Source organism: Synechococcus sp. CCAP 1479/10 (assembly GCF_019038515.1).
GTDB lineage: Bacteria > Cyanobacteriota > Cyanobacteriia > PCC-6307 > Cyanobiaceae > Cyanobium.
In genome coordinates, this window is sequence record NZ_JAFKRJ010000017.1 from 1 (window position 1) to 22,209 (window position 22,209).

The window sequence follows — 22,209 nt, forward strand, 5'->3', positions numbered from 1 at the left end:
GCCGGTGCGTTCCTGCTGGCCGCGCATTCGCTCAGTGCCGTTGGGCCATTCTCCCGCGGCTGGGCTGGTTTTTCAGCAGCCTCCTAGCGGCCGCAGCCCAGGTCTCCCCCGATGATCCCGATGTCGTCGCCATCGCCGCCCTCACCCATGGCGAAGCGGAGGCCCTGCCCGGTCGGCCTGATTTTTCGCGGATGCAGTCCCTGATGCTCCGAGCGATCGGGAGTTTCGCCCCCGACCCTCAGGCCCCGCCCCTCCGGCAGGACGCCCTGGGCCGTATTGAGGCGATGCGGGCGGGCTGGATGATGCGGGATTCCGCCGCCTATGGCCTCCTCCATACGGTGGGCCCGGTTCGCAACGTCGCCAAGCGGATCTGGCGGCTGCTCCAGCGTTTCAGGAGGGCCCGGTGAAGACCATCGTCATCGGGGGTGCCGGTTTCATCGGTGCCGTTGTCAGCGAGACCCTCGTGGCCACCGGCCGGGAGGTGACCATTATCGGCCGCCGTCAGCCAGGTGAGCATCGCACAGTCGCCGGCTGCAGCTATCGCTGTGCTGATCTGGGCAATCGGGCCGAGATGGCCGAGATTCTTGAGGCCGAGTGCGAAGTCATTGATCTTGCCTATGCCACCGTCCCCAAGACCAGCTTCGGCGATCCGCTCTTTGATCTGCAGGCCAATCTGCCGGCGAGCGTGGCCTTGCTCGAGGAGTGCATGGCGGCGAAGGTGCGCCGTCTGCTGATCGTTTCCTCCGGCGGCACGGTCTATGGGCGTTCCCTGTCCCTGCCCATGGCCGAGAGCCATCCGACCGCCCCCGTTAGTCCCTACGGCATCACCAAACTCACCATCGATCACTATGCGCTGATGTTTCACCACACGCGCGGACTGCCGGTGGTCGTCGTGCGACCGGCCAATGCCTATGGGGTGCTGCAGCGTGCCAGGTCGGGCCAGGGATTTCTCGCGGCCGCCATTGATGCGATCGTTTCAGGTCGCCCCATCGACATCTACGGACCCGAGGGAACGATCCGTGATTACATCCATGTCGATGATGTGGCCCGTGGCATCATTGCGGCCCTGGAATGTGGCCAGGATGGCGAGACCTACAATCTCGGCACCGGCATCGGCACCAGTAATCTTGAGGCCCTCGCGTTGCTCCGCCCCCTGGCTCGCCAGGCTGGCCGTGCCGTCACCGTGAGCCATCTCCCCCAGCGACGCTTTGATGTCGAAGCCAACGTGCTCGACAGCGCCAAGCTCACCGCCACATCCGGCTGGCGTCCCCAGGTGCCCCTGCAGCAGGGGCTGGCCCAGATGTGGGAGCATGCCCTGACGGCGTCCAGCTCCACCTGACGACCCCCCACGCTCCTTAAGTCCTGACCCATGGGAATTCTTTCGCGGCTGCTGGATCTTGGTGGGTCCTCCGCCGAACGTTCGACATCCCTGGATCCCTTCCTCAGCACCGCCAATCCCTCCCGCAATCCTGCCTGTGGGGAGTTTGAGGTGGACGGCTGGGTCACCTCCGCGTTCGTGGCCCGCACCCTGGTTCCCGTGGTCGGGGTTCATCCCTTTCCCCTGCAGGAACTGATGCTGATGACGGCGACGGTTTGTCGCTTCCAGCCCTCCCTGATCTTCGAATGGGGCACCAACATCGGTAAGTCGGCGCGAATCTTCCATGAAATCGCCCATTATTTCCATATCGCCACCACCATCCATTCCTGCGACCTCCCTGACGACGTCGACCATGTGGAGCACCCCCACGCCCAGCGGGGCGCGATGGTGCGGGGCCTGGCGGGGGTGCAACTGCACCAGGGCGACGGCCTGACCACCTCCCTCGGCCTGTGGGAGCGGGCAGGGCGCCCCCCATCCCCTCTCTTCTTCCTCGATGGCGACCACAGCCACGCCAGCGTCAGGCGGGAGATCGACGGGATCCTGGCGGCCGTCCCTGACCCGGTGCTGCTGCTGCACGACACCTTCCTCCAGTCCCCAGCGTCCGGCTACAACATCGGGCCCCGCCAAGCCGTCGAGGAGTCCCTGGCCGCCTTTCCCGGCCGCTTCCAGGCGGTGCATTCCGGGCTCAGCCTGCCGGGCATGACCCTGCTTTACTCCGCCGCCCCGGCTGCGGCGTAGGTTCGCCCCAGCCCCGCCGGCCCATGAAGATCCTCCATACGGTCGAGTCCTATCTGCCGGCCCGCCATGGCATGTCGGAGGTGGTGCGGCAGATCTCCGAGCGTCTGGTGGCCCGGGGCCACGACGTCACCGTCGCCACCCGCTCCGACCCGGCCCGCACCGGCGACAGCATTGAAGGGGTGAAGGTCAGGGGCTTCGATGTGCAGGGGAAGAGTGCGGTGGGGGTCTGGGGAGATGTCTCCGGCTACCAGCGTTACCTGCTCGGCTCCGATGCCGACGTCATCGTCAATTTCGCGGCGCAGCAGTGGGCCACCGATCTGATGCTGCCGCTGCTGCCCCAGCTGAAGGCCCGCAAGGTGTTTGTCCCCACAGGGTTCTCCGCCCTGGGCGACCCCACCTTCGCCGGCTACTTCGCCGCCATGGGCGAATGGATGCGCAGCTATGACACCTGTGTCTTTCTTTCGGACTCCTACCGCGACATCGATTTCGCCCGCCGTGAGGGTGTCGATCGCATCGCCATCATTCCCAACGGTGCGGCGGCCGAGGAGTTCGTCCGTCCCCGGGATCCCGGCCTGCGGGCCCGGCTCGGCATCCCCGAAGACGATCTCCTGATCCTGCATGTCTCCGGCTACCTGTCGGTGGCCAAGGGGCAGGCCGAGGCTCTCGAGATCTTCTCCCGCTCCCAGCTGCGGCAGGCCACCCTGCTGCTGGTCAGCCCGGATTTCTCCCAGTCCCTGGCCCGTTCCCTGACGCCGCGCCAGCTGGCCCGGGGCGTTTACCACCTGCTGCGGGGCAAGGGGTTGCGGGCCCTCGCCTTCCCCACCCAGCTGCAGGTGATGAAGCGCCTCAACCGGCGTCGCAACGCGGCGGCCGGCCGCCAGGTCCTCGGCCATGCCCTCTCCCGCGAGGACACGGTGAGCGCCTTCCTCGAGGCCGACCTGCTGCTGTTCCCCTCCTGGATCGAGTGCTCCCCCCTGGTGCTGTTCGAAGCCGCCGCTTCCCACACGCCGTTCCTCGTCACGCCGGTGGGCAATGCGGCCGAGATCATCGCCTGGACCGGGGGAGGGGAGCTGCTGCCCGGCGAGCGCAGTGACGACCGGGAAGGCAGCGTGCGGGCCGATGTGGCCGCCGGGACCCAGCGGCTGGAGGCCCTGGTGGCCGATGCTCCCGGCCGCCGCCGGATGGCCGACTCCGCCCACCGGGCCTGGCAGGCCCACTTCACCTGGGAGCGGATCGCCGACCAGTACGAACGGCTCTACCGATCCCTGCTCGACGGTGAGGCGATCCACGACCAGTTCCCGGCTCCCCCCCAGCTCTGATGCGCGTCCTCACCCTGATCTTCTCCAAGGATCGGCCGCTGCAGCTGCAAGCGACCCTGGCCTCGTTCGCCCTGCATTGCCGGGAGGCGGCGCAGACGCCGATCACGGTGCTCTACCGGGCCAGCTCCGAGCCGTTCTCCCGCGGATACGCCCAGCTGCGGGAAGAGTTCCAGGGCCGGCTCCTGATCGACTGGGTGGAGGAGCGCTCCTTCCGCCACGATCTGCTGGCCTGCCTGCGGCAACCACCGGCTGCGTCCCGCTGGCGCCGGATCCTGGATCGGCTGCGGCTGCGCTCATGGCGTCCGCGCTGTGAGCAGCTGCTGTTTCTCGTCGATGACAACATCTTCGTGCGGCCCTTTTCGCTGCGATCGATCGTGGAGGCCCTGGAGCAGCAGCCCTCCGTCATCGGCTTCTCCCTGCGCGTCGGCCGCAACACCACGCGCTGCTATTCGATGAACTGTGCCCAGCCGCTGCCGGATTTCCAGCCCGTGGCTTCGGGTCTGCGCTTTCGCTGGGTGGGCCAGACCGGCGACTTCGGCTACCCGGTCGAGGTGTCCAGTTCCGTCTACCGCCTCGCCGATCTGATCGGCCTGCTGCGGACCCTCCCCTACACCAACCCCAACCGCCTGGAACAGGTGCTCTCCTCCTCCAGTTCCCTCTTCGCCCTGGGCAAGCCTGACCTGCTCTGCTTCGAGCAGTCGGTGGCCTTCTGCGCACCCATCAACAAGGTGCAGACGATCCTCGACAACCGGGCCGGCGCCTCCGATGACTACTCCAGCGAGGCCCTGCTCAAACGCTTCCTCGCGGGGCAGCGGGTGGATGTGGCGGCCTTGAAGGATTTCGTTCCCCAGGCGGCCCATGTGGAAATCGATCTGCCATTGCAAGCCTTCCAGGCGCTATGACAGCGCGCATCGCGACCCTGCTCTGCATGAAGGGGGGCACTCCGGAGGCCATGGCCCTGCGGGCTATCCGCAGCACGGCCTCAAGCCTTGCCCAAGGAGACCTGATTTACCTGCGCGTCGACGGAGGCCAGCTCATGGATCCCGATGGGTTCCGAGCCGCTGCCGCTCCAGCCACCTTGGTGCTTCGGGAAGTGGCGGAAGCGCGGGGATTGGCCCATGGACTTAACAAACTGGTGGAGGAGGCACTGCGGCATCCAGATGTTGCCTTTCTGGCTCGGATGGATGCTGATGATGAATCACTTTCTGGTCGAATGCAGATTCAGCGTGAGTTTTTCGAAGCTCATCCTGAGCTGGACATCCTTGGTACAGCATGCCACGAGATAGATGAGCATGGTACCTATCTACAATTAAAGAGAATGCCTCTACACCACTTGGAGATCGTTCGCGCATTGCCGCGTAGCAACCCACTCAACCACCCCACAGTAATGATGCGCCGACGTGTATTTGAGTCTGGTCTTCGATACCGCAAGGATGTCCGGCGAACGGAGGACTACCACTTATGGATTGCAGCTGCAAGTCAGCGCTTCGTTTTTGCTAACCTACCAAATCCCTTGCTAAACTATTGTCGAGACTCTCGCTTCTTCCTGCGTCGTGGCGGGTTTCGTCAAGCCTGTGCGGATCTGAATGTCAGGCTGCGTGCTATCCGAGAATTGCATTTGTTTAGTCCGCTCAACTTCCTATGGGCTTTCTCCGCATTCCTGCTCAGGCTTCTTCCTGCTTGGGCGCAGCGATGGCTTTATCTGCAGCTGAGATAAAACTTGCCTACATCTTGAACTTAGGCATATCCAAAACGAGAAACCCTCAAGGTTTCCTGATGGAAACGGTAATCCAGTTCTGCTCTGTTGAGGTTGTGATCTGGAATTCAGGACTGCCGGGCAACTTCTCGTCAATGAAGTGTTTTTCGTCTCTGTTCCACGCGACAAATCTTCCATCCATTTCGCATAAATTCCATTGATGGAGTCCAGTATAGTTTTCAGATACCGCCACATTGATGTGATGACCCAATAGGACTGTGCCGGTCGGCTTTGCTAATGCATACATTTGCTGAATGGCTGAAACGGGATTATAGCAATGATCAAGACAGTTGCTGGCATAAGCAAAATGAAAATGCTCAGGATCATAGGCGTCACTTATGCTCTCTGCATCACACTGAATCACAGGGAATCGCGACCTTACCCCGAAGTCTCTGAAGATGGCAGCAAAAGCATTTGCGAGTGCGTCAGTCGGTTCAATTGTGATCTCTTTTGACGGTACACCTTCAGTGCCTAGGGCTGCCATAGCGCCAGCACCTACTTCTAGGCAGAAAATCTCTCTTTCAGGAAAGTGCGCGATATAGGTTGGAAATTGAAAATCAAATCTTGAGCCTAATCTTAGCTTATATGAATCAGCCCAGCTCCATCCGTCAAGGGCGACTGATAAGTACCAAAACTTTAACTCGTCTATTAGGCCTTGCTGCCATTGCCTGTAGGCGTCTGTTGGGATGTCTTTGGGCGGGGGTATGAATTCATCCGCGATCTGTTTACATCTGCGCTCAATTGCTTTCTGGTAGATATTATCAGGCCGAAGCAGAGCCGTCTCTGAAATGCCTTTTGTTGCTGCAGGACCAATAAGTTTGATAAGCGCTTTCTTGGCAAAAGACCTGAGCCGTTGTCGCATTGCCTCAAGGTTGACGGGCTATCCTTATGATAGCATGGTAGGTATCTGCTCACGGCCTCCGTTGGTGATTAAGCCATCCAGCTAGTGCGTTTTCCTGGCTCTGGACTTATTGTTTGTCGCGTTGCTTATTGAGGTAGAATCTGGTGTAAAAGAGAATAGTCAGCGCAAGCCATAACCGTACTTGTTCATCTTTCTCCAGGCCCAGCCATCACGGCAGATGTCTTCCAGATTGCGGGTGGTGGACCAGCCCAGCAGCTGCTGCGCCGCGGTTGAATCGGCCACACTCTCCGCCACATCGCCTGGCCTGCGGGGTGCGAATTCGTAGGCCACAGGACAACCGTTGATCCGCTCGAAGGCCTCGATCATTTCGAGCACGGAGTGTCCCTGGCCGCTGCCGAGATTGAGAGTGAGGATCTGTTCGTCCGTCGTCAGGAGCAGATCCAGGGCCTGCCTGTGGCCCTCGGCCAGATCCATCACATGGATGAAGTCACGGATGCCGGTGCCATCGGGTGTGGGCCAGTCGGAGCCGAAGATCTGCACGTGGGACCGGAGTCCCATGGCCACCTGGGTGATGAGGGGGAACAGGTTGGAGGGCACCCCGTTGGGGTCCTCGCCGATGCGTCCGCTGGGGTGCGCTCCCACGGGGTTGAAGTAGCGCAGCCTGGCCATGCGCCAACCCGGTTCGCTGGCGGCCGTGTCGGCCAGCATCCGCTCCACCGCCGCCTTGGTCTGTCCGTAGGGATTCGCCGGCTGGACGCAGGCGCTCTCAGGGATCGGCAGCTCCTGCGGGCAGCCGTAGAGCGCGGCGGTGCTGCTGAACACGATCGTCCGGCAGCCGTGGCGCCGCATCGCCTCGAGCAGGCAGCGGGTGCCTTCGACGTTCACGTGCCAGTAGCTCAGCGGCTCCTGGATCGAGTCACCCACGGCCTTGAGGCCGGCGAAATGCAGCACGGCCGCCACGCCCCCGCCGCTGCCGCCGCAGCGGAACGCCCCATCGAGGGCCTCCGGGCTTCGGATGTCACCGTTGATGAAGAGCAGCCGGCGATCACCCGTGGCGGTTTCCCAGGCCTGATGCACGCCGTCCTGATCAACAGCGTGCCGGCAGGGGCTGAGCTGGCAGAGTTCCGCCACCCGGTGGAGCGCTTCGACGCTGCTGTTGTGCAGGTTGTCGATGACAACCACGTCGTGGCCGGCACCGATCATCACCAGACAGGTGTGACTGCCAATGAAGCCAGCCCCTCCAGTGATCAGTACAGTCGCCAAGGACCATGACCAAGGGTTGGTGATCCTACGCGGTTAGGTGCCGTCCATCCCGTGAGACTCAAGGAAGAGCCTTGAACCGGGCCATGGAGCCCCGGGGGTGCACATCCGGCTGGGCGCCCCTGGCCCTGACGAGCAGGCGAATCGTCTTGATCAGGATCAGTGTGTCCAGCATCAGACTGGCATTGCGCAGGTAATAGAGGTCGTAGCTGAGTTTCATCCTGCTGTCCTCGATGCTGGCGCCATAGGGATAGCAAACCTGCGCCCATCCGCTGAGTCCGGGACGCACCCAGTGGCGCACGCGATAGTGCTGGATCTGTTGCTCCAGCGTGTCTTCGATCTCGGGCCGCTCCGGCCTCGGGCCGATCAGGCTCATTTCACCCTTCAGCACGGCAATCAGCTGGGGAAGTTCATCGATGCGCAGCCGTCTCAGCAGCTTTCCCACCCGCGTGACGCGGGGGTCGTCGCGGCTGGCCCAGCGGGCACCCCGTGCCTCCGCTTCCTCGCACATGGTCCTCAGCTTCCAGACCTCGATGGCCTCCCCGTACAGACCTGTCCTGACCTGGCGGTAGAGGATCCCCCCGCCGCCCTCGAGACGGATCGCCAGGGCGGAGACCAGCAGCACCGGCGCCGTGATGATCAGCAGCAGGCTGGCGACGACCACGTCCCCCATGCGTTTGAGCCGCCATCCCCAGCGGTTGGGCTGCAGTTCGAAGCCGTCGGCCTGCAGCAGCCATCGGCTCGAGAACAGCTCCGGTGGGACCCGCTGGAGGTGGTGCTCGGCCCAGATGACGAGGCTGCAGACACTGGCGCCCCGTTCGCGCCGCGCCAGCAGTTTCTGCAGCAGGACGTCACTCAGTTCGGCCGCCTCGCTCACGGCGATGCCGTCCACCGTCAGCAGGATGGTCTCGAACGCCGGCTCCAGGGCACGGCAGTCGTAGTAGTGGAGATCCAGCTGGGTGTGGCCGCCGTCCCGTTCGAGCTCGCGCCGCACCACCGTCAGTTCCGCCGTCTCCCCCACCAGCAGCCAGGCCTGGCGGCGGCTCAGCAGCCGGGTGACGACCAGCTGCGCCGTTCCCGAGGCCAGCGTGACCGCCGCCAGCAGCGGGAGGATGAAGTTCCGGAACGTCCGCGGATCATCCACCTTCAGGCCCCAGTTGAGACCCACGACGACGACGGCGAGCACCAGCAGGGCCACCACGGCGGTCGCGCCCAGCCGTCGCCGCTGGGAATCCCGCTGGCCCTGGTCAGGCTTGGAGTAGCGCCCCAGCAGGTAGGACGTTCCCACCCAGAGCAGGGTCAGGCCCACGATCGAGCCGGTGATGCCGGCCCAGCGGTCGAACCGCTGCAGGAACAGACTGTTGTAGGTCCCCAGCAGCAGCAGGGTGTCGAACAGGGCCAGCCCCAGCAGCAGCCGTCGCTGTCTCAGCCAGGGAGTCCGCCACCACATGCCTTGCCGCCACCGCCACCGCCCGACTTTATGGGCGCTGCCGCCGCCCTTCCCCGGCCGCAGGATCCGCGCCCGGCGTCCCCATTTGACCGAGGGGCCCCCCATGGGGCATGCTTCGATCCGGCCAAGGGGCCGAACTGCGGATGTAGCTCAGTGGTAGAGCATCTCCTTGCCAAGGAGAGGGTCGAGAGTTCGAATCTCTTCATCCGCTTGTCTGTTTCAGCATCAGCCGCTGGCTGTCCACCCGGCTGAAGCCCAGCTTCTCGTAGAAGCCCTCGCCTGTGGTGGTCATCAGGTAGACCCGCTCGGCCGCCGCCACCTCCGGGCTGGCCAGCAGCGTCTCGACGATCCGCCGGCCGACCCCCCGGCCCTGCTGGTCCTCGGCCACCACCACGTCCCAGAGCACGGCACGGAACACCCCGTCACTGGTGGCACGGCCGAAGCCCACCAGGGTTCCCGCCTGCCAGGCGCTCACCACCACCTGGCTGCCGCCGAGCATCCGCCCCAGCTGGGCGGGCCGGCGGCCGGTGGCCCAGAAGCTGTGGCCATCGAGCAGGGTGCGGAGGGCCGCCAGTCGCCAGCGCAGGCGCAGCCGCAGCCGGCCGTGGCGGACCAGCCGGATCGGGGCGAGGGAGGGGGCCTCGGGCCTGGGGGGGGCGCTGCTCAACGGACCGGGGTGGGGCGCATCAGCTGCGAATCCTGCTCGGTGGCCTCCCCAGGTGCGGATCCCCGGCGAAGGAGACGCCGAGAACCCTTGCAGCAGCACGATTCTTCGCTCTCGGCCACGGTTTTGCGATGGTAGGGTAAGAAACTACGGACAGGCCAACTCCATGCTCAAGCTGCTGCTGGGTGATCCCAATGCCCGCAAGCTGAAGCGTTACCAGCCGTTGGTGTCCGACATCAATCTGCTGGAGGAGGAGATCGAGCCCCTCAGCGACGAGGAGCTGAGGGGCCTGACGGCCGAGTTCCGCCAGAAGCTGGAGAAGCCCGAGACGGCGGCCCGCCGCAAGGCCCTGCTCGATGAGCTGCTGCCCCAGGCCTTCGCGGTGGTGCGCGAAGCCGGCAAGCGGGTGCTGGGCATGCGCCACTTCGACGTGCAGCTGATCGGCGGCATGGTGCTCCACAACGGCCAGATCGCCGAGATGAAGACCGGCGAGGGCAAGACCCTGGTGGCCACCCTGCCGGCCTACCTCAACGCCCTCACCGGCCGCGGGGTGCACGTGGTAACGGTCAACGACTACCTGGCCCGCCGCGACGCCGAGTGGATGGGCCAGATCCACCGCTTCCTGGGGCTGAGCGTGGGCCTGATCCAGCAGGACATGAGCCCGCCGGAGCGGCGCCGCAACTACGCCTGCGACATCACCTACGCCACCAACTCCGAGCTGGGCTTCGACTACCTGCGCGACAACATGGCGAGTGACATCGCCGAGGTGGTGCAGCGCGAGTTTCAGTACTGCATCATCGACGAGGTGGATTCGATCCTCGTCGACGAGGCCCGCACCCCCCTGATCATCTCCGGCCAGATCGAGCGGCCCCAGGAGAAGTACATGCAGGCGGCCCGGATCGCCGCGGAGCTGCAGCGCGCCGCCGAGATGGGCAAGGACGGCATCGATCCCGAGGGCGACTACGAGGTCGATGAGAAGCAGCGCAACGTCACCCTTACTGACGAGGGCTACCAGAAGGCCGAACAGCTGCTCGGCGTCCAGGACCTCTTCAACCCCCAGGACCCCTGGGCCCACTTCATCAACAACGCCCTCAAGGCCAAGGAACTGTTCGTCAAGGACGTCAACTACATCGTGCGCGACTCCGACGCGGTGATCGTCGACGAGTTCACCGGCCGGGTGATGCCCGGGCGCCGCTGGAGCGACGGCCTGCACCAGGCGATCGAGGCCAAGGAGTCCCTGCCGATCCAGCCCGAGACCCAGACCCTGGCCAGCATCACCTACCAGAATTTCTTCCTCCTCTACCCCCGCCTCGCCGGCATGACCGGCACCGCCAAGACCGAGGAAGTGGAGTTCGAGAAGACCTACAAGCTGGAAGTGGCCGTGGTGCCCACCAACCGGGTCCGCTCCCGCGCCGACTGGCCCGATCAGGTCTACAAGACCGAAACGGCCAAATGGCAGGCCGTGGCCGCCGAGACCGCCCAGGTGCACAAGAGCGGCCGTCCCGTGCTGGTGGGCACCACCAGCGTCGAGAAGTCGGAACATCTCTCCACCCTGCTGCAGGAGCAGGACATCCCCCACAACCTGCTCAACGCCAAGCCGGAGAACGTGGAGCGGGAGGCCGAGATCGTGGCCCAGGCGGGCCGGGCCGGTGCCGTCACCATCGCCACCAACATGGCCGGCCGCGGCACCGACATCATCCTGGGGGGCAACAGCGATTACATGGCCCGCCTCAAGCTGCGGGAAGTGCTGCTGCCGCGGCTGGTGCGCCCCGAGGAGGGTCACCGTCCCCCTGTGCCCCTGCAGCGCTCCACCGAGGCGCCGGCCGGCTTCGGCGGCGCCGTGGCCCCCAGCTCCAGGCCGGCCAGTGAGGCCCGCGCCATCGGCAACCTCTATCCCTGCAGCCTCTCCGAAGACACGGAGAAGGCCCTGTCCGGCTTCTCCCGCGAGCTGGTGACCGCCTGGGGCGACCGCACCCTCACCGTGCTCGAACTCGAGGACCGCATCGCCCAGGCGGCCGAGAAGGCCCCCACCGACGATCCCCAGATCCAGCGGCTGCGGGAGCTGATCGCCCAGGTCCGGGGCGAGTACGACGTGGTGGTCAAGCAGGAGGAGGCCCAGGTCCGCACCGCCGGTGGCCTGCACGTGATCGGCACCGAGCGCCACGAGTCGCGCCGGGTCGACAACCAGCTGCGCGGCCGGGCCGGTCGCCAGGGCGACCCGGGCAGCACCCGCTTCTTCCTGTCCCTGGAGGACAACCTGCTGCGCATCTTCGGCGGCGACCGGGTGGCGGGCCTGATGAACGCCTTCCGGGTGGAGGAGGACATGCCGATCGAATCGGGCATGCTGACGCGCTCCCTGGAGGGGGCCCAGAAGAAGGTGGAGACGTACTACTACGACATGCGCAAGCAGGTGTTCGAGTACGACGAGGTGATGAACAACCAGCGCAAGGCGGTGTACACCGAACGGCGCCGGGTGCTGGAGGGAAGGGAGCTCAAGCAGCAGGTGATCGGCTACGGCGAGCGCACCATCGACGACATCGTCGAGGCCTACGTGAACCCTGATCTGCCGCCCGAGGAGTGGGATCTCACCCGCCTGGTGGAGAAGGTCAAGGAGTTCATCTACCTGCTGGCCGATCTCTCGCCCGACCAGGTGAGCGGCCTGTCGATGGAGGAGCTCAAGGCCTTCCTGCAGGAGCAGATGCGCAATGCCTACGACATCAAGGAGGGGCAGATCGAGCAGATGCGGCCGGGCCTGATGCGGGAGGCGGAGCGCTTCTTCATCCTTCAGCAGATCGACACCCTCTGGCGCGAGCACCTGCAGGCCATGGAGGCCCTGCGGGAATCGGTGGGCCTGCGGGGCTACGGCCAGAAGGATCCCCTGATCGAATACAAGAACGAGGGCTACGACATGTTCCTGGAGATGATGACCCAGATGCGCCGCAACGTGATCTATTCGATGTTCATGTTCCAGCCCCAGGTGCCGCAGGCCGTCACGGCCTGAAGGTCAACAAGGGTAGAATTTCTATCTCTTCTACCCTGGCGGCGCCATGGGCATGAACATCAAGGATCCTGAAGTGCATGCCATGGCACGCGAGTTGGCTGCCCGCCGGTCCACCACCGTGACCAATGCGGTGCGACAAGCCCTCAGCGCCGAGCTTGAGCGTAGCCAGCACGGAGAGGAAGAGATGGCCAGTGCGGTCGCGGCTCGGCATGCCCGGCTTCAGGAACTTTTGCAGCGATTTCGCCAGATTCAGTGGCCGGAGGGCGTGACCAGCAAGAAGTTGCAGGACGAGCTCTATGACGATCAGGGGTTGCCGGTGTGATGGTGGTGGAGACCTCTGCGTTGATGCGAACCAGCTGCGCTGGGCCTTGCACGGTTGGCAGTACTACGGCAAGGGTCGCCACCGGGCAGGCCTGAACTTCGGGGATTGCTTCAGCTATGGGCTGGCCATGGCTCTGGATCGGCCTCTGTTGTTCAAGGGCGACGACTTCTCCCAAACCGACGTCAAAGTGGCCGTGTTCTGAAGGCGCTCCGCAGCTTCAGTTTTGGATCTCTGGGTTGTCACCCAGGAACTCCAGGATCTCCCGGTCGCGCAGGTTCTGGGCAGTGCCGCTGCAGGGCTCCTTCAGGGGCCGGCCGGCGGCCACCTCCTGCAGGCAGGCCTGCAACCGGTTGACGTCGTTCTCCAGGCTGTCGATCCGCTCCATCAGGTTGCGGATCACCGAGGCCTCCGCATCCGGCAGGGCGGAGTGGGCCAGGGGATCGATGCGGGCACCGGCCTGGTGGATCACCCGGCCGGGGATGCCCACCACGGTGCTGTCGGCCCCCACGTTGCGCAGCAGCACCGAGCCGGCGCCGATGCGGGTGTTGGTGCCCACGGTGATTGCCCCGAGCACCTTGGCGCCCGCCCCCACCACAACGTTGTCCAGCAGGGTGGGGTGGCGCTTGCCGTGCTCCTTGCCCGTGCCCCCGAGGGTCACGCCCTGGTACAGGAGGCAGTTGTCGCCGATGACGCTGGTCTCGCCGATGACCACGCCCATGCCGTGGTCGATGAAGACGCCCCGGCCGATCCGGGCCCCCGGGTGGATCTCCACGCCGGTGAAAAGCCGGCCCAGCTGGCTCAGCAGCCGGGGGATCAGGGGCAGCCCCATCCGCCAGAGGCGGTGGCTGACGCGGTGCAGCTCCAGGGCGTGGAAGCCCGGGTAGCAAAGGAGGATCTCCAGGGTGCCCCGGGCGGCCGGATCCCTCTGCCGGATGATGGCCAGGTCGGCCCGGAGTGCATCGAGCATGGATTCCCGCCGTCAGGCCGCCAGGAGGCCGATCTCCTTGCGCAGTTGGTCAATGGTGGCGCTGCCAAGGTAGCTCTGCGCACAGTGCACCATCGGCAGGCGCATCAGCTGGGCGCGGTTCTGGCGCAGGGTCTGCTCCACCAGGGGCAGGCTGGGCTTGTCGCAGATCACGTGGCTGGAGGCCCGCAGCAGGGCCAGGAGGCGGCTGCTGGTGTCGGGATTGGCCGTCATCACCAGCAGTTCGTTGCCCCGCATGCTGTGCAGGATCACCTCGGCGGCCCGCAGGATCCCGGGGCTGATGCTCACCAGGCCGACGCAGCTGCCGGGGCGCAGCTCCTTGAGCATGCCCAGCTCGTGGCCGAAGTCGTTGAGGTCGACCGGTACGGCCCGCACCCCGTGCACCTTGGCGATCTGCTCCACCTCCTGCAGGAAGTAGCGGCTGGTGACCACCGTGCCCTTGCTGGAGGTCTCCAGCACCGACTCCAGCTCCTCGATCGGCACCACCTCGACGGGCACCTCCAGGCTGGGCTTGAGTTCCTCGGCGATCAGGATCGAGGCGCCGATGTCTTCGCGGGAGGTGCTCACCAGCACCCGGGCGCCGCAGCGCAGCCGCCAGTCGATCTCGCGGGTGAGCAGCTCCCGGGCCTGCTGCAGGGTGCAGCCGGCGTTGAGCAGGCCGTCGACGCTCTGGCGCACCTCCCGGTCGATGTCCGGCAGGGCCTTGCTGCGCAGGCCCGGCGGCGGCTTGATCTCGCGCGGGTTCTGCTGGTCGCGCACATAGATCCCGGAGCCGGCCATGGCCTCCACCACGCCGTCGGTCTCGAGCTGGCGGTAGACCTTGCTGATCGTGTTGCGGTGCAGGCCGGTCTGCATGGCCAGCTGGCGCGTACTCGGCAGACGGTGGCCCGGTGGGTAGTGCCGGGCGGCGATGGCGAAGCAGATCTGGTTGTACAGCTGGGTCGACGCCGGGATGTCGCTCTCCTGCTGAATGTGAAAACGCACGCCGGTGTGGCCAAGGTGTCCTTGGCCGCCACCCTACGGAGCTTTGGGGCCCGTGACAATTCCCTCGTTGGCATACGACCATGTGCCGGTTGCCCTGTGCCGGTTTGTCCCCCTCCGATTGCGTCGCCTCCTGGCAGTCGATCGACCCCCGCCGCCCGGACCAGGTGCCGCTGCGCTGTTGGTGGGCCCGGCCCGCCGACGGGCCGCCCCGCGCCGGTGTGCTGGTGCTGCCGGAGGTGTTCGGCCTCAACGGCTGGATCCGGGGCGTGACGGAGCGACTGGCGGCGGCGGGCTACGCGGCGCTGGCGGTACCCCTGTTCGCCCGCACCGCCCCCGATCTGGAGCTGGACTACGGCCCCGATGAGCTGGCCCTCGGGCGCAGCCACAAGGAGCGCACCCGCACCGACCAGCTGCTCGCCGATGTGGGCCTGGCCGCCGCGTGGCTGCAGCAGCAGCTGCCCCCCGCGGCCGCCGCCGGAGGCCTGGGGTGCGTGGGCTTCTGCTTCGGCGGCCACGTCGCCCTGCTCGCGGCCAGCCTGCCGGCGGTGGCCGCCACGGTGGATTTCTACGGGGCCGGCGTGGCCGCGGGCCGTCCTGGGGGTGGCCCGCCCAGCCTCGAGCTGGTGCCGACGATCGGCGGCACCCTGCTGTGCATCTGCGGCCGGGCGGATCCCCTGATCCCGGCCGCCGACGTGGCGGCGATCGAAACGGCCCTGGCCGCGGCGAACGCCGCCCGGGCTGCGGTCAATGCCTCCACGGGGCTCCACCGGCTGGTGCTGCTGGAGGGGGGCCACGGTTTCATGTGCGCGGCCCGCTCCGACCACCACCCCGCTTCGGCGGCGGCCGGTTGGTCGCTGCTGCTGGACGCGTTTGAGAGCCAGCTGGGGCCCGACAGGCACCGGGCGGGAGGCTGAAAACGTGCTCCGCCAGGAGAGCGAGGCGGGCTCAGCCGGAGCGCCTCAGCTGGCCGCCGTGGCTGGCGTCTTGCCGGCCGCCTGCTTGCGCGGGCTGAGGAACATGATCATGTTGCGGCCCTCGCGCTTGGGGGGCTGCTGGATCTCGGCGTTCTCCTCGAGGTCCTTGGCCATGCGGTAGAGCAGCTGCTCGGCCAGGGCGGTGTGCTGGATCTCCCGGCCCCGGAAGATCACCGTGCACTTCACCTTGTCGCCGGACTTGAGGAAGCGGACCGCCTGACCGATGCGCACCTGATAGTCGTGCGAATCGATCTTGTAGCGCATCTTCACCTCCTTGACTTCGGTCTGGTGCGATTTCTTCTTGGCCTCCTTGGCCTTTTTCTCCTGCTCGAACTTGTATTTGCCGTAATCCATGATCCGGCAGACCGGCGGATCGGCCTTCTCGCTCACCAGGACCAGATCCAGCTCCCGGTCGCGGGCGACATCGAGGGCCGCCTCTCGGGTGATGACTCCCAGTTGACTGCCGTCCGCATCCACCACACGAAGGTTGGGGTAGCTGATGCGGTCGTTGATGTTGGGCAGCTCCCGCACGGGAGCACGGCGATCAAAACGGGGACGGGGAGGCATTCACAGGGGCGGTTAGACCTTCACCATAAACCGCCCGTGGCCGCCCCCAGGGCACGCTGAAGCACATCCGCCTCCGAAGCCGGGGCCGCGGCGGCGTCCGTCAGCCAGAGGGGACGGTGCTGGCGCCGGAACCAGGTGCGCTGGCGCTTGGCGTACTGCCGAGTGCGCCGCTCCGTCAGGGCGACGGCGGCGTCGGGCTCCAGTTCACCCCGCAGCAGCCGGGCGGCCTCGCCGTAGCCGATCGTTTCCAGCAGGGGGCAGTCGGCCCCGAAGCGCTCGATCAGCTGCGCCGTCTCCTCCACCAGGCCGTCGGCGAACAGGGCGGCGGTGCGGCGCCGGATGCGCTGGGGCAGGTCGGCCGGATCCAGGCCCAGCTCCAGCACCCGCCAGGGGGGAGGGGAGAGGCCCTGCTGGGCCGACAGGGGCCTGCCGGTGGCGTAGAGCACCTCCAGGGCCCGGCTGGTGCGGAACGCATCCGCCGCGGCGATGCGACCGGCCGCCACCGGATCCGCATGGCGCAGCACCTGGTGGCAGAACGGCTGGCCCAGGGCGGCGAACTGGGCCCTCAGGGCCGGCTGGGGTGGCACCGCCGGCGGCCGCAGGCCGGCCAGCAGGGCCTTCAGGTAAAGCCCGCTGCCCCCCACCAGCAGGGCCACGCCGCGGCGGCGATGCTCCGCTTCGATGGCGGCGGTGGCCAGGGCCGTGAACTCCTGCAGGGTGAGGGGCCGGTCGGGGTCGCTCAGATCCAGCAGCTCGTGCCGCACCCGGGCCCGCTGCTCGGCGCTGGGCTTGGCCGTGCCCACGTCCATGTGGCGGTACATCTGGCGGGAATCCACCGACAGCACGGCCAGGTCGAGGGCTTCGGCCAGCTCGATCGCAAGGGCGGTCTTGCCGCTGGCGGTCGGGCCCAGCAGGGCGATCACCAGGGGGAGATCGGCGCCGGGGAGGGACACCACGGGGGGCGGGAGCGGCGGCCGCAGGCCGGGCGCGACAGGGGAATCGGGCCATCCTGCCGGAGGGGGACGCAGGCGGTGATTGCACCCCCGATCCAAATCGGTTCTCAGAGGCGTCTCTGGGGCTCTACGGGACGGCGGTGGTAGATTGACCTTTGCGCAGCGTCCTTTCGGAGCCGCTTCGCCCCATTGCCGCCCCACCGCCCCTGGGATTCGCCGCCCTTGTCAGCCCCCTGGGGAAACCTTTTCTGAATGAGCGACGCCATCAAAGTCGAAGCGGCCTACGGCGCCGAACAGATTCAGGTGCTGGAAGGCCTGGAGCCGGTGCGCAAAAGGCCCGGCATGTACATCGGCACCACCGGGCCCCGGGGTCTCCACCATCTCGTCTATGAGGTCGTCGACAACTCGGTCGACGAAGCCCTGGCGGGCCACTGCGACGAGATCCTGGTTACCCTGCACGGAGATGGCTCCGCCAGCGTCACCGACAACGGCCGCGGCATCCCCACCGACGTCCATCCCCGCACCGGCCGCAGCGCCCTGGAGACGGTGCTGACCGTGCTCCACGCCGGCGGCAAGTTCGGCAGCGGCGGTTACAAGGTCTCCGGCGGTCTGCACGGCGTCGGCATCTCGGTGGTCAACGCCCTCAGCGAGTGGGTGGAGGTGACCGTCCACCGCCAGGGCCAGGTCCACCGCCAGCGCTTCGAGCGGGGCCTGCCGATCGGCACCCTCGCCTCCGAGGACGCCGCCGACGCCCACACCGGCACGTCGGTGCGCTTCCGGCCCGACATCGAGATCTTCAGCGGCGGGATCGAGTTCGATTACCACACCCTCTCCGCCCGGCTGCGGGAGCTCGCCTATCTCAACGGTGGTGTCCGCATCGTCTTTCGCGACGAGCGCAGCGCCGCCGCCGGCGCCGATGGTGCGGCCCACGAGGAGATCTACCACTACGAAGGCGGCATCAGGGAGTACGTCGCCTACATGAATGCGGAGAAGGATCCGCTGCATCCCGAGATCATCTACGTCAACGCCACCAAGGACGGCGTCCAGGTGGAGGCGGCACTGCAGTGGTGCGTCGATGCCTACTCCGACAGCATCCTGGGCTTCGCCAACAACATCCGCACCGTCGACGGCGGCACCCACATCGAGGGCCTCAAGACGGTGCTCACCCGCACCCTGAACACGTTCGCCAAGAAGCGCGGCAAGCGCAAGGACGCCGACACCAACCTGGCCGGGGAGAACATCCGCGAAGGTCTCACGGCCGTGCTTTCGGTCAAGGTGCCGGATCCGGAGTTCGAGGGCCAGACCAAGACCAAGCTGGGCAACACCGAGGTGCGCGGCATTGTCGACACCACGGTGGGTGAGGCGCTCGGCGAATACCTGGAATTCAACCCCCAGGTGATCGATCTGATTCTCGAGAAGGCGATCCAGGCCTTCAATGCCGCCGAGGCCGCCCGCCGCGCCCGGGAGCTGGTCAGACGCAAGTCGGTGCTGGAGAGCTCCACCCTGCCTGGCAAGTTGGCCGACTGCAGCTCCCGCGACCCCAGCGAGTCGGAGATCTACATCGTCGAGGGGGATTCGGCCGGTGGCTCCGCCAAACAGGGCCGCGACCGCCGCTTCCAGGCGATCCTGCCCCTGCGCGGCAAGATCCTCAACATCGAGAAGACTGACGACGCCAAGATCTACAAGAACACCGAGATTCAGGCCCTGATCACGGCCCTGGGGCTGGGCATCAAGGGCGAGGATTTCGAGGAGAAGAATCTCCGCTATCACCGCATCGTCATCATGACGGACGCGGACGTGGACGGCGCCCACATCCGCACCCTGCTGCTCACCTTCTTCTACCGCTACCAGAAGGCGCTGGTGGAAGGCGGCTACATCTACATCGCCTGCCCGCCGCTCTACAAGGTGGAGCGCGGCAAGAACCATAACTACTGCTACAACGAAAACGAGCTCAAGAAGGTGCTGGAAGGCTTCGGCGAGAAGGCCAACTACAACATCCAGCGCTTCAAGGGCCTCGGCGAAATGATGCCCAAGCAGCTCTGGGAAACCACCATGGACCCGGAGACCCGCATGATGAAGCGCGTCGAGATCGAGGATGCCCTCGAGGCCGACCGCATCTTCACGATCCTGATGGGCGACAAGGTCGCCCCCCGCAGGGAGTTCATCGAGACCCACAGCGCCGAGCTGGATTTCGCCCAGCTCGACATCTGATGCGGCTGCGTCCTGCGATCCCTCTGCCGGCCTGGCGCTGGGCCGCCCTTCTGGGCTTCGCCCTGATGGCCCCCGCCGCCCTGCCCGCCGGCGGCGGCGAGCGACGGCTCCCGGAGGTGCGGCGACGGGAGCGCCAGGCCGAGCCCCTGATCAGCAGCGGCAGCCTCGGTCTCCACTGCGCCCCCCGCTGCCAGGCACCGGTTCTGGTGCGCCTGGAAACAGGTGCTCCGCTGCGGGTGCTGCGGGAATGGCTGGAGCCGGGCGGCCGCCGCTGGCTGCGGGTGGAGACCTCCACCGCCGACGGCCGGGCCAGCCGGGGCTGGCTGCCCGGCTGATTCAGGCCGCCAGTGCCTTCTCGATCGCGGCGGTCAGTTCGGCCCCGTCCGGTTCCACCGCACTCTTGAAGCGGGCCACCACGGTGCCGTCCTTGCCGATCAGGAACTTCTCGAAGTTCCAGGCCACGTCGCCGGCGGGTTCGGCCTGGGTGAGGGTGTCGTAGGGGGCGGTCTTCGAGCCGGTGGCGTGCACCTTGTCGAACAGCTCGAAGCCGACGCCGTAGGTGGTGGAGCAGAACTGCTGGATCTCCTCCAAGGTCCCAGGCTCCTGGGCGCCGAAGTCGTTGCAGGGGAAGCCGAGCACGGCCAAGCCCTGGGGGCCGAAGCGGTCCTGGATGGCCTGCAGGCCGGCGTACTGGCGGGTGAAGCCGCAGCGGCTGGCCACGTTGACGATCAGCAGGACTTGGCCGGCCCACTCGCCGAGCCGGCGCTCCTGGCCGGCGGCGGTGCGCACCACCACGTCGCTCACGTTGACGGCCATGGGTTCCTGGGGAGGGGAGAACGCCGCGGACCCTAGCGGCTCAGCCCATACACTCGTACCCACCGGCATCTGAGGAGCGATGGCTGAGGCCTCCGCCGTCGCCGAGGTGGTGGCCCGCCAGCTGGAGGGTCTGCTGCAGGCGGGCAACTACGACGGCGCCAAACTGCTGCTGCAGCCCGTGCAGCCGGTGGATTCCGCCGAGGCGATCGGCACCCTGCCGCGCACGCTCCAGGCCCTCGCCTTCCGGCTGCTGCCCAAGAACGAGGCCATCGAGGTCTACGAGTACCTCGACGGATCGGTGCAGCAGAGCCTGCTGGAGCGGCTGCGCTCCGGTGAGGTGCTGGAGCTGGTGGAGGAGATGTCCCCGGACGACCGGGTGCGACTGTTCGATGAACTGCCGGCCAAGGTGGTCCGGCGGCTGCTGGCGGAACTGAGCCCGGCGGAGCGCCGGGTCACCGCCCAGATGCTCGGCTACGAGGCCGAGACCGCCGGTCGCCTGATGACGACCGAGTTCATCGACCTGAAGGAATTCCACAGCGCCCAGCAGGCCCTCGACATCGTGCGTCGCCGGGCCCGGGACACCGAGACGATCTACAGCCTCTACGTGACCGATGCCTCCCGGCATCTCAGCGGCATGCTGTCCCTGCGGGATCTGGTGACGGCCGATCCGGAGGACCGGCTCGGGGACGTGATGACCCGGGAGGTGATGAGCGTCAGCACCGACACCGACCAGGAGGAGGTGGCCCGGGTGATCCAGCGCTACGACTTCCTGGCCGTGCCGGTGGTGGACCGGGAGCAGCGGCTGGTGGGCATCGTCACCGTCGACGACGTCATCGACGTCATCCAGCAGGAGGCCACCCGCGACCTCTATGCGGCCGGCGCCGTGCAGGCCGGTGACGAGGACGACTACTTCCGCAGCAACCTGTTCACCGTGGCGCGGCGCCGGGTGGTGTGGCTGCTGGTGCTGCTGGTGGCCAACACCGGCACCTCGGCCGTGATCGCCTCCGAGCAGCATGTGCTCAAGCAGGTGGTACTCCTGGCGGCCTTCATCCCGCTGCTGATCGGCACCGGCGGCAACGTCGGCGCCCAGAGCTCCACCGTGGTCATCCGGGGTCTCAGCACCCAGCGGCTGCAGTCCCTGGGCCCCTGGCGCACGATCGGCCGGGAGCTGGTCGCCGGGGCGCTGCTGGGCGGGCTGCTGGCGGTGGTGGTGGTGCCCTGGGCCTGGACCATGGGGGGCAGTCCGCTGGTGGCCGCTTCGGCGGGCATCAGCCTGGTGGCCATCACCACCCTGGCGGCCACCGCCGGAGCGGCCCTGCCCCTGCTGTTCGACCGCCTGGGGCTGGATCCGGCCCTGATGTCGGCCCCGTTCATCACCACGGCCACCGACGTGGCCGGCGTGTTCATCTACCTCAGGACCGCCCAGCTGCTGCTGCCCCGGCTCGGCACCGGCTGATGCGGGCCCGTCCGGACCGCGTTTCTGGGCCCTCCCGTTTCTGAGAGGAGTTCACACTTCGTGATGTTACGCTTTACAGACAGTTATGGATCGGATCCATGGTCGTCGCCCTCGCCTACGCCCAACCCTCGACGTCCGACACGGTCCAGATCGCCGAGACGATCCAGGTCTCCGACACGGTCCAGGCCGTGGTCCGCGCCTCCTCCGGCCGCTCGATGCCGCCGGTGGACGGCGACCTGGTCCGTTCCTACCTGAGGGACATCGGCCGGGTGCCGCTGCTCAGCCATGAGCAGGAGATCACCCTGGGCCGCCAGGTGCAGGAGCTGATGGCCCTCGAGGAGATGCGCGAGGAGCTGAAGATGCGCTCCGGCGGCAGTGAGCCCAGCCAGCAGGAGCTGGCGGCGGCGGCGGGCCTGCGGCCGGAGGTGCTGCGCAAGCGCCTGCACGCCGGCCGCCGCGCCAAGGAGCGGATGGTGGCCGCCAACCTGCGTCTGGTGGTGAGCGTGGCGAAGA

21 protein-coding genes, 1 tRNA gene and 1 pseudogene are annotated in these 22,209 nt (G+C 66.7%); 14 read left to right on the plus strand and 9 right to left on the minus strand.

The window, feature by feature from the left end; genetic code table 11:
• The 6 genes and pseudogenes from KUG39_RS05395 to KUG39_RS05420 all read left to right on the plus strand — a co-directional run.
• Window positions 1-407 (plus strand): annotated as a pseudogene (locus tag KUG39_RS05395) (hypothetical protein); the annotation flags it as partial.
• Complete coding sequence (locus KUG39_RS05400; protein WP_216913420.1) at window positions 404-1,339, plus strand: NAD-dependent epimerase/dehydratase family protein; 936 nt, start codon at window positions 404-406, stop codon at window positions 1,337-1,339. The pseudogene KUG39_RS05395 and the gene KUG39_RS05400, both read left to right, overlap by 4 nt.
• 30 nt (window positions 1,340-1,369) lie before the next feature.
• Entirely contained in the window at window positions 1,370-2,116 is a 747-nt protein-coding gene (locus tag KUG39_RS05405; protein WP_216913422.1) for a class I SAM-dependent methyltransferase, read from the plus strand.
• A gap of 23 nt (window positions 2,117-2,139) precedes the next feature.
• Window positions 2,140-3,435, plus strand: coding sequence for a glycosyltransferase family 4 protein (locus tag KUG39_RS05410; protein WP_216913423.1), 1,296 nt, complete (start codon window positions 2,140-2,142; stop codon window positions 3,433-3,435).
• Window positions 3,435-4,337, plus strand: coding sequence for a hypothetical protein (locus KUG39_RS05415; protein WP_216913425.1), 903 nt, complete (start codon window positions 3,435-3,437; stop codon window positions 4,335-4,337). The genes KUG39_RS05410 and KUG39_RS05415 overlap by 1 nt, the downstream gene beginning before the upstream one ends.
• 50 nt (window positions 4,338-4,387) lie before the next feature.
• Window positions 4,388-5,152, plus strand: coding sequence for a glycosyltransferase family protein (locus KUG39_RS05420; RefSeq protein ID WP_216913427.1), 765 nt, complete (start codon window positions 4,388-4,390; stop codon window positions 5,150-5,152).
• A gap of 46 nt (window positions 5,153-5,198) precedes the next feature.
• Here KUG39_RS05420 and KUG39_RS05425 read toward each other — a convergent pair whose 3' ends face one another.
• The 3 genes from KUG39_RS05425 to KUG39_RS05435 form a co-directional block, all read right to left on the minus strand.
• Window positions 5,199-6,053 carry a methyltransferase domain-containing protein gene (locus KUG39_RS05425; protein WP_216913429.1) on the minus strand — a complete coding sequence of 285 codons (855 nt, stop codon included), beginning with the start codon at window positions 6,051-6,053 and terminating at the stop codon, window positions 5,199-5,201.
• 159 nt (window positions 6,054-6,212) lie between these two features.
• Window positions 6,213-7,316 (minus strand): UDP-glucose 4-epimerase GalE, encoded by a 1,104-nt coding sequence (gene galE, locus KUG39_RS05430; RefSeq protein ID WP_216913431.1) that lies wholly within the window; start codon window positions 7,314-7,316, stop codon window positions 6,213-6,215.
• 58 nt (window positions 7,317-7,374) lie between these two features.
• Complete coding sequence (locus tag KUG39_RS05435) at window positions 7,375-8,763, minus strand: exopolysaccharide biosynthesis polyprenyl glycosylphosphotransferase (protein ID WP_286192945.1); 1,389 nt, start codon at window positions 8,761-8,763, stop codon at window positions 7,375-7,377.
• 139 nt (window positions 8,764-8,902) lie between these two features.
• On the opposite strand from KUG39_RS05435, the gene KUG39_RS05440 reads away from it, so the two are divergent.
• A tRNA-Gly gene (locus KUG39_RS05440) sits at window positions 8,903-8,974 on the plus strand.
• Here KUG39_RS05440 and KUG39_RS05445 read toward each other — a convergent pair.
• Window positions 8,966-9,430, minus strand: a complete 465-nt coding sequence (locus KUG39_RS05445; RefSeq protein WP_190611913.1) for a GNAT family N-acetyltransferase — start codon at window positions 9,428-9,430, stop codon at window positions 8,966-8,968. The two genes, KUG39_RS05440 and KUG39_RS05445, sit on opposite strands and share 9 nt — an antisense overlap.
• Window positions 9,431-9,593: 163 nt before the next feature.
• On the opposite strand from KUG39_RS05445, the gene secA reads away from it, so the two are divergent.
• Entirely contained in the window at window positions 9,594-12,428 is a 2,835-nt protein-coding gene (secA, locus tag KUG39_RS05450; protein WP_216913435.1) for a preprotein translocase subunit SecA, read from the plus strand.
• 46 nt (window positions 12,429-12,474) lie between these two features.
• Window positions 12,475-12,750 carry a type II toxin-antitoxin system VapB family antitoxin gene (locus tag KUG39_RS05455; RefSeq protein WP_216913437.1) on the plus strand — a complete coding sequence of 92 codons (276 nt, stop codon included), beginning with the start codon at window positions 12,475-12,477 and terminating at the stop codon, window positions 12,748-12,750.
• A 217-nt stretch (window positions 12,751-12,967) separates the two neighbouring features.
• Here KUG39_RS05455 and cysE read toward each other — a convergent pair whose 3' ends face one another.
• Together cysE and KUG39_RS05465 are read right to left on the minus strand one after the other, a co-directional pair.
• The gene (cysE, locus tag KUG39_RS05460) at window positions 12,968-13,717 is read right to left on the minus strand and encodes a serine O-acetyltransferase (RefSeq protein ID WP_216913439.1); all 750 of its coding nucleotides are present in this window, start codon (window positions 13,715-13,717) and stop codon (window positions 12,968-12,970) included.
• A gap of 12 nt (window positions 13,718-13,729) precedes the next feature.
• Window positions 13,730-14,719: a GntR family transcriptional regulator gene (locus tag KUG39_RS05465; RefSeq protein ID WP_015109798.1), complete on the minus strand. Its 990-nt coding sequence runs from the start codon at window positions 14,717-14,719 to the stop codon at window positions 13,730-13,732.
• 104 nt (window positions 14,720-14,823) lie between these two features.
• Between KUG39_RS05465 and KUG39_RS05470 the strand changes: the two genes are divergently transcribed.
• The gene (locus tag KUG39_RS05470; RefSeq protein WP_286192947.1) at window positions 14,824-15,633 is read left to right on the plus strand and encodes a dienelactone hydrolase family protein; all 810 of its coding nucleotides are present in this window, start codon (window positions 14,824-14,826) and stop codon (window positions 15,631-15,633) included.
• Window positions 15,634-15,678: 45 nt separating this feature from the next.
• Here KUG39_RS05470 and infC read toward each other — a convergent pair whose 3' ends face one another.
• Together infC and miaA are read right to left on the minus strand one after the other, a co-directional pair.
• Window positions 15,679-16,260 carry a translation initiation factor IF-3 gene (gene infC, locus KUG39_RS05475; protein ID WP_094584272.1) on the minus strand — a complete coding sequence of 194 codons (582 nt, stop codon included), beginning with the start codon at window positions 16,258-16,260 and terminating at the stop codon, window positions 15,679-15,681.
• Between the two features lie 20 nt (window positions 16,261-16,280).
• Entirely contained in the window at window positions 16,281-17,240 is a 960-nt protein-coding gene (gene miaA / locus KUG39_RS05480; RefSeq protein ID WP_502988636.1) for a tRNA (adenosine(37)-N6)-dimethylallyltransferase MiaA, read from the minus strand.
• A 225-nt stretch (window positions 17,241-17,465) separates the two neighbouring features.
• Here miaA and gyrB point away from each other — a divergent pair, with 225 nt between their 5' ends.
• Window positions 17,466-19,424, plus strand: coding sequence for a DNA topoisomerase (ATP-hydrolyzing) subunit B (gyrB, locus tag KUG39_RS05485; protein WP_216913443.1), 1,959 nt, complete (start codon window positions 17,466-17,468; stop codon window positions 19,422-19,424).
• Window positions 19,424-19,759: an SH3 domain-containing protein gene (locus KUG39_RS05490; RefSeq protein ID WP_216913445.1), complete on the plus strand. Its 336-nt coding sequence runs from the start codon at window positions 19,424-19,426 to the stop codon at window positions 19,757-19,759. The genes gyrB and KUG39_RS05490 overlap by 1 nt, the downstream gene beginning before the upstream one ends.
• 1 nt (window position 19,760) lies before the next feature.
• Here KUG39_RS05490 and KUG39_RS05495 read toward each other — a convergent pair whose 3' ends face one another.
• Window positions 19,761-20,240 carry a glutathione peroxidase gene (locus tag KUG39_RS05495; RefSeq protein WP_216913447.1) on the minus strand — a complete coding sequence of 160 codons (480 nt, stop codon included), beginning with the start codon at window positions 20,238-20,240 and terminating at the stop codon, window positions 19,761-19,763.
• A 79-nt stretch (window positions 20,241-20,319) separates the two neighbouring features.
• Between KUG39_RS05495 and mgtE the strand changes: the two genes are divergently transcribed.
• Complete coding sequence (gene mgtE / locus KUG39_RS05500) at window positions 20,320-21,696, plus strand: magnesium transporter (RefSeq protein ID WP_094584276.1); 1,377 nt, start codon at window positions 20,320-20,322, stop codon at window positions 21,694-21,696.
• 215 nt (window positions 21,697-21,911) lie between these two features.
• A partial coding sequence (locus tag KUG39_RS05505; RefSeq protein ID WP_286192949.1) for a sigma-70 factor domain-containing protein occupies window positions 21,912-22,209 on the plus strand: 298 nt, incomplete at its 3' end.

Coding starts and splice junctions, on each gene's coding strand:
- gyrB (WP_216913443.1), top strand. CDS start 17,466: ATGAGCGACGCCATCAAAGTCGAAGCGGCCTACGGCGCCGAACAGATT.
- KUG39_RS05495 (WP_216913447.1), bottom strand. CDS start 20,240: ATGGCCGTCAACGTGAGCGACGTGGTGGTGCGCACCGCCGCCGGCCAG.
- KUG39_RS05425 (WP_216913429.1), bottom strand. CDS start 6,053: ATGCGACAACGGCTCAGGTCTTTTGCCAAGAAAGCGCTTATCAAACTT.
- KUG39_RS05435 (WP_286192945.1), bottom strand. CDS start 8,763: ATGTGGTGGCGGACTCCCTGGCTGAGACAGCGACGGCTGCTGCTGGGG.
- KUG39_RS05415 (WP_216913425.1), top strand. CDS start 3,435: ATGCGCGTCCTCACCCTGATCTTCTCCAAGGATCGGCCGCTGCAGCTG.
- KUG39_RS05405 (WP_216913422.1), top strand. CDS start 1,370: ATGGGAATTCTTTCGCGGCTGCTGGATCTTGGTGGGTCCTCCGCCGAA.
- KUG39_RS05455 (WP_216913437.1), top strand. CDS start 12,475: ATGGGCATGAACATCAAGGATCCTGAAGTGCATGCCATGGCACGCGAG.
- KUG39_RS05420 (WP_216913427.1), top strand. CDS start 4,388: ATGGCCCTGCGGGCTATCCGCAGCACGGCCTCAAGCCTTGCCCAAGGA.
- KUG39_RS05490 (WP_216913445.1), top strand. CDS start 19,424: ATGCGGCTGCGTCCTGCGATCCCTCTGCCGGCCTGGCGCTGGGCCGCC.
- KUG39_RS05410 (WP_216913423.1), top strand. CDS start 2,140: ATGAAGATCCTCCATACGGTCGAGTCCTATCTGCCGGCCCGCCATGGC.
- infC (WP_094584272.1), bottom strand. CDS start 16,260: ATGCCTCCCCGTCCCCGTTTTGATCGCCGTGCTCCCGTGCGGGAGCTG.
- secA (WP_216913435.1), top strand. CDS start 9,594: ATGCTCAAGCTGCTGCTGGGTGATCCCAATGCCCGCAAGCTGAAGCGT.
- mgtE (WP_094584276.1), top strand. CDS start 20,320: ATGGCTGAGGCCTCCGCCGTCGCCGAGGTGGTGGCCCGCCAGCTGGAG.
- cysE (WP_216913439.1), bottom strand. CDS start 13,717: ATGCTCGATGCACTCCGGGCCGACCTGGCCATCATCCGGCAGAGGGAT.